Genomic DNA, 13,317 nt, shown 5'->3' with positions numbered 1-13,317 from the left:
AGGGCCTGTCTGACAATTCCCGTCGGGTCCGGCCCGCCCGGCACGCACGCTCGCCGCACGGCCGAAACGCCCCAGTAGCTCCGCTACGAGGGCGCCCCGACCGCACGCCGATCGCACGCACCGAACGACCCGGCCTGATCCGACGCGAATTGTCAGGCAGGCCCTAGTACCCCTGGTAGCCCGGTGGCTCCTGCTGTGGGCCGCGGTCGGTCGGACCGCGGCCCGACAGGACCTCGCCGTACGCCTGCATGAGGTCGGGCAGCCGGAGGGTGGCGAGGTCCTCCCGGGTGAGGGTGCCCGGGTAGCCGGAGAGCCGCAGGTCGCGGTAGGCGCAGGACTTCTCGTACAGGGTGCGCAGGAAGCGGCCGTTGCCGAGTTCGTCGATCCAGCCCTGCTCGACGACGTGCCCGCTGATCGAGCGCAGCTCGTCCAGGGCCTCGTCGTCCCAGCCGTCGCCGTCGGCCGCGGCGAGCACCTCGCCGATGGCGGTGAGCTCCGGCGGCCGGTACGAGGGGAAGTCGACCCGGGTGGTGAAGCGGGAGGAGAGCCCGGGGTTGGTGTTGAGGAGCCGGTCCATGCCCTCGGGGTAGCCGGCCAGGATCACCACCAGGTGGTCGCGGTTGTCCTCGGCCCGCTTCAGGAGCACCTGGAGGGCCTCGTCGCCGTAGGCGTCGCCCTTGCTGTAGCCGGTGTTCGAGAGCGCGTAGGCCTCGTCCACGAAGAGCACCCCGCCGACGGCCGAGTCGATCAGCTCATTGGCCTTGACCGCCGTCTGGCCCAGGAACTCGCCGACCAGATCGGCCCGTTGGGCCTCAATGAGGTGGTCGCCGCCGAGCAGCCCGAGCGCGTAGAAGACCCGGCCCAGGATCCGGGCGACGGTGGTCTTGCCGGTGCCCGAGGGGCCGGAGAACACGAAGTGCCGCTTGGGCGGCTGGACCGGCAGACCCTGCCCGGCGCGGAGGCGTGCCATCTCCAACTGGGCCGAGAGCGCCTTGACCTGACGCTTCACCGGTTCGAGGCCGACCATGCCCTCCAGTTCGGCGAGCGCTTCCGCGAGCAGCACCGGATCGGTGGGCCCGGCCGGAAAGCGCGGCGCCGGCTGGTGGGGGAGAGGGGCCTTCTGCCGTACGGTCTCCGGCGGCGTGACCGGGGCGACCGGAGGTACGGGCTCGGGCGCGAGCCGCAGCCCGTCGCCGAGGCCGGCGGCGTCGGGTTCGGCGCCCGGCACCGCGTCCGTCGCCTCCTGGCCGAGGCCGCCGCCGAGGGTCCCCAGGGCGACCGTCGCGAGCCCGGCGGGGTCGTCCACGCCGTCGTAGCCCTCGAACCCGTCGTACTCGGCGATCGCCGCGAGCCGCGCGGCCGTGTCCATGAACGCCGGGTCGATCCGGTGCACGGCCCGGTAGAGCGGCAGGGCGGCGGCGCTGCGCCCGGTGCCCTCGTGGGCCCTGGCGAGCCAGTAGCGCAGCTCCTTGCGCTGCGGCTGCTCGCTGCGGCAGCGCATCAGCGAGGCGGAGAGGAGCGGTTCGGCCTGGCTGTACATCTCCAGGCGCACCCGGGCCATCCCGCCGAAGAGCCCGGCCTCGATGCCGAGCAGCGGGTCGTCGACGAGCGTCTCGGTGTGCCGGATCAACTGGTCCCAGTCCTTGACGAGATACGCGCGGCAGGCGTGCAGGAAGCGCACCTGGGGGTCGGTGTCGACCGGCGGGAGCCCCGCGAGGGCCCGGTCGAGCTCCGGTACGTGCCGCCCGTCGAGCCAGTGGGAGGCGTGCGCGAGCAGCAGGTCGCGCGGGCTCTCCAGGACGGGCTGCACCCACCAGCCGAGCCAGTACCAGGAGTTCAGGGTGCGCCGGTACCGTGACCGCTGCTCGCCGAAGCGCTCGCGGTTCCGGTACATGCGCAGCAGCGCGGTCGTGGTGTCGACCCGGAGCGCGTGCAGCCCGAGCCAGGCGTCCGCCATCCCGGGATCGATCCGTACCGCGGTCCGGAACTCGTCCTCCGCCTGCGGATAGGCGCCCATCGTGTAGGCGTCGACTCCGCGCAGCCAGGCGAGCTCGGCCGGGGCCTGCGAGCCCTGCGTGCCGATGTCCATCGGGTCCCCCACAACCGTCATCGCATGGACGGGATTTGACCGCACCTGGGGGCATCGTACCTGCGCAGGGGGTGTGTGCTTAAGGAGAAGCACATGATCCGGAAGCGGTGACCCTGGGTGAGCATCAGGGGTCGCCAAGGGCCCTCGAAGGGGGCTTGAAGGGGGCTCGAAAGGTCCTCGAGGGGGCTTCCGAGGGCAGAACGAAGCCCCCGATCACGGGGGAACAACCGGGGGCTTCGTGTCCGCTGCGGCTCCGAAAAGCCGCACATTCAGAACGTAAGACCAGTACGCCCCTTGGGTCAAGCGGCCTCGAGGCACTTGCGGAAGCGGACTTCCGGCCGCTCAGTTCGCGAACAGAGAGCCGTCACGGTGCGTGATGATCTGGTCCGCGCCCGCTGTCACACCGGGCCCGGGAAGCCAGTCGTACCCCTCCGGACACTCCCGTACCAAGGTGTCGGCGACGGGCCTGGAGGGGTCCTCCGCGAAGTGGCGAGTCTCCGCCACCGTCCACCCGTCCCAGAACGCCGCCTGCTCCGCGCCGTCCCGGTGGCGTCCCCGCGCCCAGGACTCCTCCGCCCCGCGCTCCATCCACAGCAGCCACGCGAGGAACGGCCGCACCGCCCGCCGCCCCGCACCCACGCCCTCCACCAGGACCACCGGAGCCGCCGGGAGCTCCCGCGCCGCTCCGAACCGCCGCAGCCGCCAGTCGTACGGGCGGTACGCCGCCGTCTCCCCGCGGGAGAGGGGCTCCAGGACCTGCTCCCGCAGCCGGCCGCCCCACTCGAAGAGCTCCTCGTGCGTGGCGAGATCGTCGAGGTGCAGCACGGGCGCGTCCCCGAGCGCGGCGGAGAGTCCGGCCGCGAGCGTCGACTTGCCGGAGCCCGCGTGCCCGTCGACCGCGACCAGCCGGACCGGTCCGCAGGAGGGCGGCAGCCGGAGCAGCGCCTGAGCGGCGCGGTCGAGGTCGTCCATGGGTCCAGCCTAGGGGGCGTCCCGTCGGTCGGACCGAATGGGGGAGCGGAAGGCCGCCGCAGGTCAGACAGGTGCCGCCGTCAGTGGTCCAGGCCAATATTGGTCACGCGACGCGGGGTCGAAGTGCTGGCGGACGCCCCGCCCCAGCCGGGATAGTGGGCCGCGCGGCAGCTCCGTACACCCCAACGCCCCGTCTCGCCACAGGCCCGTACGCTCACCGTTCTCGACTGGGGGTCACCGCCCATGACCAGTTCCACCCCGCGCAGAACCCTCCTCGCCGCGGCCCTCGCGGCCGCCGCCGGAACGGCCGCGGCCGCCGCGCCCGCCACCGCTTCCGACGGCTCGACGGCCGTCGAGCCGGACACCGCGCCGGTCGGCGCGGACGACAGGGGCCATGACCCGGAGCCCGGCATCGTCGACAACCGCTTCTGGTCCTCGTACACGGACTGGCGCTGCGGCGCCGCGGCCGGCACGAAGGCGCTCGCCGGCCAACGCCCCGGCCTGGTCCTCGCCGCCCCGGCCGGGCGGGTGGAGCTCACCGACCCGCACACGGGGCGGACCGCCCCGTGGGAGTACGCGACCTGGACCTCTCCCGTCCACACCTCGACCGTGCCCGCCACGGAGGTGATCGCCTCCTGGAACGCCCACACGCCGCCGGGCACCTGGCTCCAGGTCGAGCTGTCGGGCGCCTACTCCGACGGAACGACGACCCCCTGGTACGTACTGGGCCGCTGGGCGTCCGGCGACGACGACATCCGGCGCACCTCGGTCGACGACCAGACCGACGGCAAGAGCACCGTGTGGACCGACACGTTCGCGATCGACGACACGGCGAGCGGCCTCCGGCTGCTCTCGTACCGCCTCCGCCTGACGCTGTACCGCACCCCGGGCAGCGGCCTCACCCCGAAGGTGTGGCGCATCGGCGCGATGGCCTCCGACGTCCCCGACCGCTTCACCGTCCCGGCCTCCGCGCCCGGCCTCGCCCACGAGCTGATCGTGCCGCGCTACTCGCAGAACACCCACGTCGGTCAGTACCCCGAGTACGACAACGGCGGCGAGGCCTGGTGCAGTCCGACCTCCTCCCAGATGATCGTCGAGTACTGGGGCCGCCGCCCCTCGGCCGAAGAACTGGCCTGGGTCGACCCGGCCTTCGCCGACCCCCAGGTCTGCCACGCGGCCCGCTTCACCTACGACCACCAGTACCAGGGCTGCGGCAACTGGCCCTTCAACGCCGCCTACGCCGCCACCTACCCCGACATGAACGCCGTCGTCACCCGCCTCCGCTCCCTCACCGAGCTCGAATCCCTCATCCGCGCCGGCATCCCCGCCATAACGTCCCAGTCCTTCCGCAAGGACGAACTCCCCGGCGCCGGCTACGGCACCTCCGGCCACCTCATGACCGTCATCGGCTTCACCCCCACCGGCGACATCATCGCCAACGACCCCGCCTCCCCCACCAACCCCGCCGTCCGCCGCGTCTACCCCCGCCGCGAATGGGAGAACATCTGGCTCCGCACCAAGCGCTACAACGCGAGCGGCAAAGTGGTCTCCGGCACAGGAGGGGTCTGTTACCTGTACTTCCCCGATCGGCCCTCGCCCGCTCAGCGCAAGGCTCTGGCGGCCCTCGGGGTCGGCTGAGGGGGTGGGGCGGCCGCGGGGGACGTGACCGACGTCTCTACCCTGGGGCCGCCCTCGTGGCGCAAGGTGGTCGGCATGACTTCCACCACGTATGCCCGTTTCCTGACCCGTGCCAGGACGGGCGGGCCCCGCGATGACGGACCGAAGATCCTGGAGCACGTGCTCGGCTGGACGCTGGTCGTCCTGCTTGCCGTGCTCGTGACGAGGGCGGGCCTCATGTGAGGCGGGGGCCTCGTGTGGGTCGGGGCCTCGTGTGGGTCGGGGGTGAACGGTCGGCGGTCGTGGAGACCGGCCTGATCGAGAAGCCCCCTGAGGTCGGTGCTTTCCGGCTGGCAGCCGTGTGATTCGGTGGTGGCGGCGTGAGGCGGGGGCGGTGGAGGGGCATACTCCCCGGGATTCCGGTGAGCCCGCGCGCGTACCGCTCGCGCCACGGCAGGGAGGAGCGCCCGGCCATGTCCGAGAGCACGGCGGACGGCGTGGAACGCCGATTGCCCACCGATGGGGCCAGGGAGCTGCTCGCCCTGGTGCGCGACATCGCCCGCAGGGAGATCGCTCCGCAGGCCGCGGAGGAGGAGGCCGCCGGGCGCTTTCCGCGTGAGTTGTTCGTGCTGCTCTCCCGGTCGGGCCTGCTCGGGCTGCCTTACGACCCGGAGTACGGCGGGGGCGGTCAGCCGTACGAGGTGTACCTCCAGGTGCTGGAGGAGCTCGCCGCGGCGCGGCTCACCGTGGGCCTCGGGGTCAGTGTCCACACACTCTCCTGCCACGCGCTCGCCGGCTACGGCACCGACGGGCAGCGGTCCGCGCACCTGCCCGCGATGCTGGGGGGCGGCCTCCTGGGCGCGTACTGCCTTTCCGAGCCCTCCGCCGGATCGGACGCGGCGGCGCTGCGGACCCGGGCCGTCCGGGAGGGAGGTGAGGGATCCGGCGGCGACTGGGTGATCGACGGCACCAAGGCGTGGATCACCCATGGTGGGATCGCGGACTTCTGCACGGTGATGGCCAGGACCGGGGGACCCGGCGCGCGAGGGATCTCCGCGTTCCTGGTGCCGGGGGACGCGCCGGGGCTGACGGCGGCGCCTCCCGAGCGGAAGATGGGCATGAAGGGGTCGCCCACGGCGCAGCTCCACTTCGACGGGGTGCGGGTGGCGGACGCGCGGCGGATCGGGCGGGAGGGGCAGGGGTTCGCGATCGCGCTGGACGCCCTGGACTCGGGGCGGCTGGGCATCGCCGCCTGTGCGGTGGGGCTCGGCCAGGCGGCCTTGGACGAGGCCGTCGCGTACGCGGGGGAGCGGCGCCAGTTCGGGCGGCCGATCAGCGACTTCCAGGGGCTGCGCTTCCTGCTCGCCGACATGGCGACCCGGGTCGAGGCGGGTCGGGCGCTGTATCTGGAGGCGGCCCGGCGCCGGGACGAGGGCCGGCCCTTCGGACGGCATGCGGCGATGGCCAAGCTGTTCTGTACGGACGCCGCCATGCAGGTCACGACGGACGCGGTGCAGGTGCTCGGGGGGTACGGCTACACGGCGGACTTCCCCGTGGAGCGCTACCTGCGCGAGGCCAAGATGCTGCAGATCGTCGAGGGGACCAATCAGATCCAGCGGGTGGTCATCGCGCGTCACCTTGTCGGACCAGAGTCCCGCTGACGCGCACGGTGCGGTCGGCCCAGACCGGGCCGGCCGCGAGCCGGATCCACTCCTGGTCGCGACGGCCGGGGAGGGTGCGACCGTGGCTGGCCCAGAGCGAGAAGACGTCCCGGTAGATGGGCGGGTCGGCGGGGACGGGGGCGGGCGCGGAGAGCTGCGTCTGTGCGGGTACGGGTACGGGTGTGGGTACCGGCACGGGCGTGGGCATCGGTACGGGCGCCGGTCTCGGCGCCGCCCCCGGCACGAGGGTGGGCGTGGGTGTGGGCGTGGGTGTGGAGGCGGTGCCGGTGGTCGCGGCCGGCGGCAGCGGCGGGGATTGCACCGGCGGGGACTGCACCGGCGGAAGGGGGGCGGACTGCACGGGCGGAAGCGGCGCGGACTGCACCGGCGTCAGGGGTGACGGCGCGGCCTGTGGCAGGGGCAACGGACCGGCCGCCGGAAGGGGCGCGGACTGCACCGCAGGAAGAGGCGGCGGCGCGGTCGCCGGAAGCGGCTCGGACGGGGCCGGCAGCGTGTGAGGAACCGATTCTTCAGGGTGCGGCTCGGCTTGCCGGTGCCGACCGAAACCGCTGGGTGTCGTGTACAGCGTGGTCATACCGGGACCAACGCGCTCCGACGGCGGGGGTCACCGCCGTATGGATTCGAGCGGCAGTTCGCCCGGTACCCGCTGCACGACTCTGGCCCCCCGTCCCGCAGCTGACGTACCGTCAGATCTTCTCGCGGAAGCACGCCCGCAGACCAGGAGGTCAGCCATGTCCGTGCACCGGCACGCCGACGACCGGCCCGTCGCCCTCGACGAATACCCCGTGCACCAGGCACCGCTCTCGATGAAGCACCACGTCAGCGGCGACCGCAACGCCTACGACCGGTGCATCTTCCACGTCTTCGACCACGAGGGCCGCGCCCTGCTCATCGCCGGGCTCGGTGTCTACCCCAACGCCGGGGTCGTGGACGCGTACGCCACCCTGCGCACCGGAGACCTGCTGCACGCGGTCCGTGCCTCCGACGCCCTCGGCGACGACCGGATGAACCTCTCCGTCGGCCCGTTGACCATCACCGTCGACGAACCGCTCAAGCGGCTCTCCCTGCGGTGCGAGGCCGACCCGGACGACCCGGAAGGGCTCGCCTTCGACCTCACCTGGACCGGCGACTTCCCCGCCGTGTGGGAGCCCCACCACACCCAGCGCCACGGCGGCCGGCTCACCCTCGAAGGCCGCCGCTTCGTCCAGGCCGGACACTGCGCGGGCACGATCAGGGCCGGCGGGCAGGAGTTCACGGTCACGGCGGGGGAGTGGACAGGAACCCGTGACCGCAGTTGGGGGGTGCGCCCCCTCCCCGGCGAGGAGCCCGGCCGCGCCGCCGAGTTCCGTCCCGAGGGGTTCCACTGGCTCTGGATCCCGATGCGCTTCGAGGACCGGTTCGTCATGGTCATCGCGCAGGAGGACGCCGACGGCTACCGCACGCTCAACGAGGCCCTGCTCGTACGCAACGGCCGCCGCGACACCCAGCTCGGCTGGCCCCGCACCGACATCACCTACCGCCCCGGTACCCGGCACCCCGAAGGGGCCGTCGTCCACCTCGCCGACCCGGCAGGAAAGCCCCTGGAGATCGGCGTGGAGATCCTCGCCTCCTCCCCGCTCGCCGTCGGCGCCGGATACCCGCCCGCGACCGACTGGCAGCACGGCAGCTGGCAGGGCCGGGGCTGGACCGACCGGCGCGTCTATGACCTCTCGGATCCCGCGGCCCATCCGGTGGCCGCCTACGGCGTCACCGACCACGCGGCTCGCTTCACCCTCGACGGCCACACCGGTTACGGCATCTTCGAGCACGGCTCCTTCGGCCGCCACGACCCCAGCGGCTTCGCCGACCACACGTCAACAGCACGCTGAGGAGGGTCGCTTGACCACGCCACGCCCCCGCACCAGCACCCGCGACCCCGAGGAGCTCGGCCGCCGGCTCACCGCCTGGCTGGACCGGCGTCTGCCCGGGGCGACGGTCTCAGGCCTCGCCGTTCCCGGTTCCAACGGCATGTCCAGCGAGACCCTGCTCTTCGACCTCGACCACCCGGACGCGCCCGTGCGCGGGTGCGCCCTGCGGCTGGCCGCCGACCCCGCCGCGTACACCGTCTTCCCCGTGTACGACATGGCCCGTCAGCACCGGGTCATGCGCCTGGTCGGCGAGCACACGGACGTCCCCGTGCCGCGCGTGCTCTGGCTGGAGGAAGACCCGGAGCCGCTCGGCGCACCCTTCTTCGTGATGGCCCGCGCCGAGGGCCGGGTGCCACCGGACGTCATGCCCTACACGTACGAGGGGAACTGGCTGCACGCCGCCACCGACGCCGAACGCGCCCTGCTCGAAGCCGAATCCGTCTCCGTGCTGGCCCGACTGCACGACCAGTTCCCGGCGAAGGAGGCCGAGTTCCTGCTGCCGGACGGCGTCGGGAGCCCGCTGCGCCGCCATGTCGACGCCCAGCGCGCCTACTACGCCTGGGTGGTGGACGGACTGGCCCCGTCGCCGCTCATCGAGTCGGCCTTCGACTGGCTCGAGGCGCACTGGCCCGCCGACGAGGGCGACGCCGTCCTCGGCTGGGGCGACGCGCGGATCGGGAACATCGTCTACGACGGGTTCACGCCCGCGGCCGTCCTCGACTGGGAGATGGCCGCCTGCGTCCCGCGCGAGGTCGACCTCGGCTGGGCGGTCTACCTGCACCGCTTCTTCCAGGACCTCACCGTCGGCTTCGGCCAGCCCGGGCTGCCCGGCTTCCTGAAGCGCGAAGCGGTGGAGCGGCGCTACGCGGAACTGACCGGACACACCCCGAGGGACATGGAGTTCCACACCCTGTACGCGGCGCTGCGGCACGCGATCGTGATGCTCAGGATCGCGTACCGGCAGGCCCACTTCGGCGAGGTCGAGGTCCCCGCGGATCCGGACGGACTGATCCTGCACCACGCCACGCTCGCGGCGATGGTGCGGGGAAGCTACTGGTAGACGACGGCCTCAGGCCGCGCGCCGCATCTGCGGCACCCGGATCGGACGCGAGCCCGGACCGCCGACGTGCGAGAAGGGCTGGGTCCGCCAGTCGAGGCCCTGGGGGAGCGTCAGGAGCAGTGCGGTGTCCTGCTCCTGCGCCTCCAGGGTGTCGTCGGCGGGACGCGCCGCGGAAGCCGAGAGACCCGTGCCCGGGCAGACCGTCAGGACGAAGGGGTTCCACGGCGTGGGGCAGAGCGCGTGCTCCGGCAGCACGTCCTCGTCCGCGAGCAGCGCGATGGGCTGCACGCACTCCGGGCAGACGACCCGGAACATCTCAAAGGTGTCGTACGCGTCGAGCTCGTCGGACGTGTCGACCGAATCAACAGGCTCCTGCATGGAGAATCTCCCCCTCGGGTGGGTCGGCCGGATCTGTGCGGCCTCGACCACAGCAAGCACTTCCCATACGGAACTCCGCATAACCGTGAGCGGACACCTCAGGCAGGTGACAAACATGTGGCGTTCGTCACATGCCTGTCGCAGGTGCCCCGCGAACGCCCAAAGCACCTCATACGGGTTGCCCCCGGCTGTGCCCCGCTCCCTCCGGGGCCATAGGGTCACCGCATGGAGGAGCTGGATCGTCAGATCGTCGAGTTGCTCGTCAAGGACGGGCGCATGAGCTACACCGACCTGGGCAAGGCCACGGGCCTGTCCACGTCGGCGGTGCATCAGCGCGTCCGACGCCTGGAGCAGCGCGGTGTCATCCGCGGCTATGCCGCCGTCGTCGACCCGGAGGCCGTGGGTCTTCCCCTCACCGCTTTCATCTCGGTCAAACCCTTCGACCCCAGCGCCCCCGACGACACCCCCGACCGGCTTGCGGACATCCCCGAGATCGAGGCCTGCCACAGCGTCGCGGGTGACGAGAACTACATCCTCAAGGTGCGGGTCGCCACGCCGCTGGAGCTGGAGCACCTGCTCAGCCGGATCCGCTCCCAGGCCGGCGTCTCCAGTCGCACGACCGTCGTCCTGTCCACCCCGTACGAGGCCAGGCCGCCGCGCATCTGACCGGCCGTCCCGGCCCGCCGGGGGACCTGCCGGACAAACCGGGTCCGGTCAGGTCCTAGCCTGGTCGCATGAGTGAGACCGCGTCTGCCATCGAACACCGCACCGTGCTGCTGCGCGGTGGAGAAGTCCACAGCCCCGCCGACCCCTTCGCCACCGCCATGGTGGTGGAGCGCGGGCACGTCGCCTGGGTGGGCTCGGAGGGCGCGGCCGACGCCTTCGCCTCCGGCGTGGACGAGGTGGTCGACCTGGAGGGCGCGCTCGTCACCCCGGCGTTCGTCGACGCGCACGTGCACACCACCGCCACCGGGTTCGCCCTCACCGGGCTCGACCTGTCCTCCGCCGCCTCGCTCGCCGAGGCGGCGGAACTGATCCGCGCCCATGCCGCCGCCCGCCCGGCGGACCGCATCCTCATCGGTCACGGCTGGGACGCCTCGCGCTGGCCCGAGCGCCGGCCGCTCACCCGGTCCGAGCTCGACGAACTCACCGGCGGCCGCCCGCTCTACCTCACCCGGATCGACGTCCACTCGGCCGTCGTCACCACCGCCCTCCTCGACCTGGTCCCCGGCGTCCGCGACCTGGACGGTTTCCACGACGGGCAGCGGCCGCTCACCGGCGACGCGCACCACGCCGTGCGCGCCGCCGCCTTCGGAGCCGTCTCCCCGCTCCAGCGGGCGGAGGCCCAGCGCGCCGCCCGGAGCCGCGCGGCCTCCCTCGGCATCGGCACCCTGCACGAGTGCGGCGGCCCGCAGATCTCCTCCGAGGACGACTTCACCGGCCTCCTCGACCTGGCCCGCGACGAGGCCGGGCCCCGCGTCGTCGGCTACTGGGCCGATCTCGACGTCGAGCGGGCGCGCGCCCTGGGCGCCCTGGGCGCGGCGGGCGACCTGTTCGCGGACGGCTCCCTGGGTTCGCACACGGCCTGCCTCCACGAGCCGTACGCCGATCACGCCGACGCCGCCCACACGGGCGCCGCCCATCTGGACGCGACCGCCGTCGCCCTCCATGTCGTGGCCTGCACCGAGGCCGGGCTCCAGGCCGGGTTCCACGCCATCGGGGACGCCGCCGTGACCACGGTCGTCGAGGGCGTCAGGGCCGCCGCCGAGAAGCTGGGCCTGGCCCGGATCAGGGCCGCCCGGCACCGCGTCGAACACGTCGAGATGCTCACTCCCGAGACGATCGCGGCCTTCGCCGAGCTGGGCCTCACGGCCTCCGTGCAGCCGGCCTTCGACGCCCTCTGGGGCGGCGACGACGGCATGTACGCCGACCGTCTCGGCGTCGAGCGCGCCCGCACGCTGAACCCGTACGCGGCGCTGCTGCGCGCCGGTGTGCCGCTCGCCTTCGGCTCCGACAGCCCGGTCACCCCGCTCGACCCGTGGGGCACGGTCCGGGCCGCCGCCTTCCACCGCACCCCGGAGCACCGGATCTCCGTCCGGGCCGCCTTCACCGCCCACACCCGGGGCGGCTGGCGGGCGGTGGGCCGGGACGACGCGGGGACGCTCGTTCCCGGCGCACCCGCCGACTACGCGATCTGGCGCACGGGGGAGCTCCTCGTCCAGGCGCCCGACGACCGGGTGGCCCGCTGGTCCACCGACCCGCGTTCCGGAACACCCGGCCTGCCCGATCTGTCGCCCGGTGCCGAACTCCCCGTCTGCCTGCGCACGGTCGTGTACGGGCAGACGGTGTTCGTACGACCGAACGAGTGATATGGGGATATTTCAGACCCCGCGTCATCACTCCGCACGCTTGTCCCCGACCTGCGGATCTTCCCTTCTGGCCTGGCCTTATGGGGAATATCCGCAGGTCAAGCGGGTGTTGACAGTCGCCCGTCACCGGCGGGTAGGTTCTCCGCGTCCACCACAGGACGTCCGACCGGTCGAATCCGCCTCAGCAGTAGCCGAACGCCGCCCGCGCCTCGGCCGCGAGGGAAGGTTTCTCCGGCGGAAGGTGCGACCCGGGTGGGGCCCGGACGTTCAGTAGACAACGGCTCTCGGTCGACCCGCAGCCAGCGGATCCCAGGTCGGACCGAAGGACGACGGGCCCCGCACCGCACGCCCCGTGCCCCCACGGCCGCCGCGGCGGAGCATTCCGGGGACCTCGCTATGGTTGGGGTTCTGCGTTTGTATCCGAAGGGGCAGTAGTGAACGACGGTGGCCAGAGGCGTTACGGCCCGCTCGGCAAGGCCTTGGTGATCATCCCGACCTACAACGAGGCGGAGAACATCAGGCCGATCGTCGCGAGGGTCCGGGCGGCCGTACCCGAGGCGCACGTCCTCGTGGCCGACGACAACAGTCCCGACGGCACGGGCAAGTTCGCGGACGAGATCGCGAACGAGGACGACCACGTCCACGTCCTGCACCGCAAGGGCAAGGAGGGGCTCGGCGCCGCCTACCTCGCGGGCTTCCGCTGGGGCATCGAGCACGGCTACGGCGTCCTGGTGGAGATGGACGCCGACGGCTCCCACCAGCCCGAGGAACTGCCCCGACTGCTCACCGCCCTCAAGGGCGCGGACCTGGTGCTCGGCTCCCGCTGGGTGCCCGGCGGCCGGATCGTGAACTGGCCGAAGTCCCGCCAGTTCATCTCCCGCGGCGGCAGCCTCTACTCGCGCGTGATGCTCGACGTGCCGATCCGCGACGTCACCGGCGGCTACCGGGCCTTCCGCAAGGAGACCCTGGAGGGCCTCGGTCTGGACGACGTGGCCTCGGCCGGTTACTGCTTCCAGGTCGACCTGGCCCGCCGCGCGGTCGCCGCCGGCTTCCACGTCGTCGAGGTCCCGATCACCTTCGTGGAGCGGGAGATCGGCGACTCCAAGATGAGCCGCAACATCGTCGTCGAGGCGCTGTGGCGGGTCACGGGCTGGGGCCTGGCCGCGCGCGCGGAGAAGGTCGGCGGGCTGTTCGGCCGCACGCCCTCCTGACCCTCCTCGGGGCCTCTTCACGCTCGGTGTGC

Annotated in this window: 12 protein-coding genes; 8 read left to right on the top strand and 4 right to left on the bottom strand. The window is 72.7% G+C overall.

Annotation, left to right across the window (positions count from 1 at the left end; genetic code table 11):
• Positions 1 to 163: 163 nt before the first annotated feature.
• Positions 164 to 2,089, bottom strand: a complete 1,926-nt coding sequence (locus tag OO54_RS28340) for an AAA family ATPase (RefSeq protein WP_033207881.1) — start codon at positions 2,087 to 2,089, stop codon at positions 164 to 166.
• A gap of 342 nt (positions 2,090 to 2,431) precedes the next feature.
• Positions 2,432 to 3,061: a uridine kinase family protein gene (locus tag OO54_RS28335; RefSeq protein ID WP_033207879.1), complete on the bottom strand. Its 630-nt coding sequence runs from the start codon at positions 3,059 to 3,061 to the stop codon at positions 2,432 to 2,434.
• Positions 3,062 to 3,304: 243 nt separating this feature from the next.
• Here OO54_RS28335 and OO54_RS28330 point away from each other — a divergent pair, with 243 nt between their 5' ends.
• The 3 genes from OO54_RS28330 (at position 3,305) to OO54_RS28320 (ending at position 6,339) form a co-directional block, all read left to right on the top strand.
• Positions 3,305 to 4,699, top strand: a complete 1,395-nt coding sequence (locus OO54_RS28330; protein WP_033207876.1) for a peptidase C39 family protein — start codon at positions 3,305 to 3,307, stop codon at positions 4,697 to 4,699.
• A gap of 75 nt (positions 4,700 to 4,774) precedes the next feature.
• Entirely contained in the window at positions 4,775 to 4,921 is a 147-nt protein-coding gene (locus tag OO54_RS28325; protein WP_106970116.1) for an SCO1431 family membrane protein, read from the top strand.
• A gap of 230 nt (positions 4,922 to 5,151) precedes the next feature.
• The gene (locus tag OO54_RS28320; RefSeq protein WP_033207872.1) at positions 5,152 to 6,339 is read left to right on the top strand and encodes an acyl-CoA dehydrogenase family protein; all 1,188 of its coding nucleotides are present in this window, start codon (positions 5,152 to 5,154) and stop codon (positions 6,337 to 6,339) included.
• On the opposite strand, the gene OO54_RS42560 is transcribed toward OO54_RS28320, so the two are convergent.
• On the bottom strand, positions 6,302 to 6,535 hold the full coding sequence (locus OO54_RS42560) for a hypothetical protein (protein WP_051787246.1): 234 nt from the start codon (positions 6,533 to 6,535) through the stop codon (positions 6,302 to 6,304). The genes OO54_RS28320 and OO54_RS42560 overlap by 38 nt on opposite strands.
• 556 nt (positions 6,536 to 7,091) lie before the next feature.
• On the opposite strand from OO54_RS42560, the gene OO54_RS28310 reads away from it, so the two are divergent.
• Both OO54_RS28310 and OO54_RS28305 read left to right on the top strand, forming a co-directional pair.
• The gene (locus OO54_RS28310; RefSeq protein WP_033207870.1) at positions 7,092 to 8,228 is read left to right on the top strand and encodes an Rv3169 family protein; all 1,137 of its coding nucleotides are present in this window, start codon (positions 7,092 to 7,094) and stop codon (positions 8,226 to 8,228) included.
• 10 nt (positions 8,229 to 8,238) lie between these two features.
• A complete protein-coding gene (locus OO54_RS28305) occupies positions 8,239 to 9,327 on the top strand; it encodes a phosphotransferase family protein (protein WP_033207867.1) in 1,089 nt (362 codons plus the stop codon).
• A gap of 9 nt (positions 9,328 to 9,336) precedes the next feature.
• Here OO54_RS28305 and OO54_RS28300 read toward each other — a convergent pair whose 3' ends face one another.
• Positions 9,337 to 9,705, bottom strand: a complete 369-nt coding sequence (locus OO54_RS28300) for a hypothetical protein (protein WP_033207906.1) — start codon at positions 9,703 to 9,705, stop codon at positions 9,337 to 9,339.
• A gap of 225 nt (positions 9,706 to 9,930) precedes the next feature.
• Here OO54_RS28300 and OO54_RS28295 point away from each other — a divergent pair, with 225 nt between their 5' ends.
• From OO54_RS28295 to OO54_RS28285, 3 genes are all read left to right on the top strand, one after another.
• Entirely contained in the window at positions 9,931 to 10,371 is a 441-nt protein-coding gene (locus tag OO54_RS28295; RefSeq protein ID WP_017242178.1) for an Lrp/AsnC family transcriptional regulator, read from the top strand.
• A 68-nt stretch (positions 10,372 to 10,439) separates the two neighbouring features.
• The gene (locus OO54_RS28290; protein ID WP_033207865.1) at positions 10,440 to 12,074 is read left to right on the top strand and encodes an amidohydrolase; all 1,635 of its coding nucleotides are present in this window, start codon (positions 10,440 to 10,442) and stop codon (positions 12,072 to 12,074) included.
• Between the two features lie 434 nt (positions 12,075 to 12,508).
• Entirely contained in the window at positions 12,509 to 13,285 is a 777-nt protein-coding gene (locus tag OO54_RS28285) for a polyprenol monophosphomannose synthase (protein ID WP_033207863.1), read from the top strand.
• The last annotated feature ends 32 nt before the right edge of the window (positions 13,286 to 13,317 follow it).

Source organism: Streptomyces wedmorensis (assembly GCF_000716445.1).
GTDB lineage: Bacteria > Actinomycetota > Actinomycetes > Streptomycetales > Streptomycetaceae > Streptomyces > Streptomyces wedmorensis.
The sequence above is the reverse complement of the archived record's forward strand: the minus strand, read 5'-3'. Positions and strand labels throughout refer to the sequence as shown.

Excerpts from the sequence above, each read along its gene's own strand:
- OO54_RS28340 (WP_033207881.1), bottom strand. The coding sequence starts at position 2,089 with ATGGACATCGGCACGCAGGGCTCGCAGGCCCCGGCCGAGCTCGCCTGG.
- OO54_RS28335 (WP_033207879.1), bottom strand. The coding sequence starts at position 3,061 with ATGGACGACCTCGACCGCGCCGCTCAGGCGCTGCTCCGGCTGCCGCCC.
- OO54_RS28330 (WP_033207876.1), top strand. The coding sequence starts at position 3,305 with ATGACCAGTTCCACCCCGCGCAGAACCCTCCTCGCCGCGGCCCTCGCG.
- OO54_RS28325 (WP_106970116.1), top strand. The coding sequence starts at position 4,775 with ATGACTTCCACCACGTATGCCCGTTTCCTGACCCGTGCCAGGACGGGC.
- OO54_RS28320 (WP_033207872.1), top strand. The coding sequence starts at position 5,152 with ATGTCCGAGAGCACGGCGGACGGCGTGGAACGCCGATTGCCCACCGAT.
- OO54_RS28310 (WP_033207870.1), top strand. The coding sequence starts at position 7,092 with ATGTCCGTGCACCGGCACGCCGACGACCGGCCCGTCGCCCTCGACGAA.
- OO54_RS28300 (WP_033207906.1), bottom strand. The coding sequence starts at position 9,705 with ATGCAGGAGCCTGTTGATTCGGTCGACACGTCCGACGAGCTCGACGCG.
- OO54_RS28295 (WP_017242178.1), top strand. The coding sequence starts at position 9,931 with ATGGAGGAGCTGGATCGTCAGATCGTCGAGTTGCTCGTCAAGGACGGG.
- OO54_RS28290 (WP_033207865.1), top strand. The coding sequence starts at position 10,440 with ATGAGTGAGACCGCGTCTGCCATCGAACACCGCACCGTGCTGCTGCGC.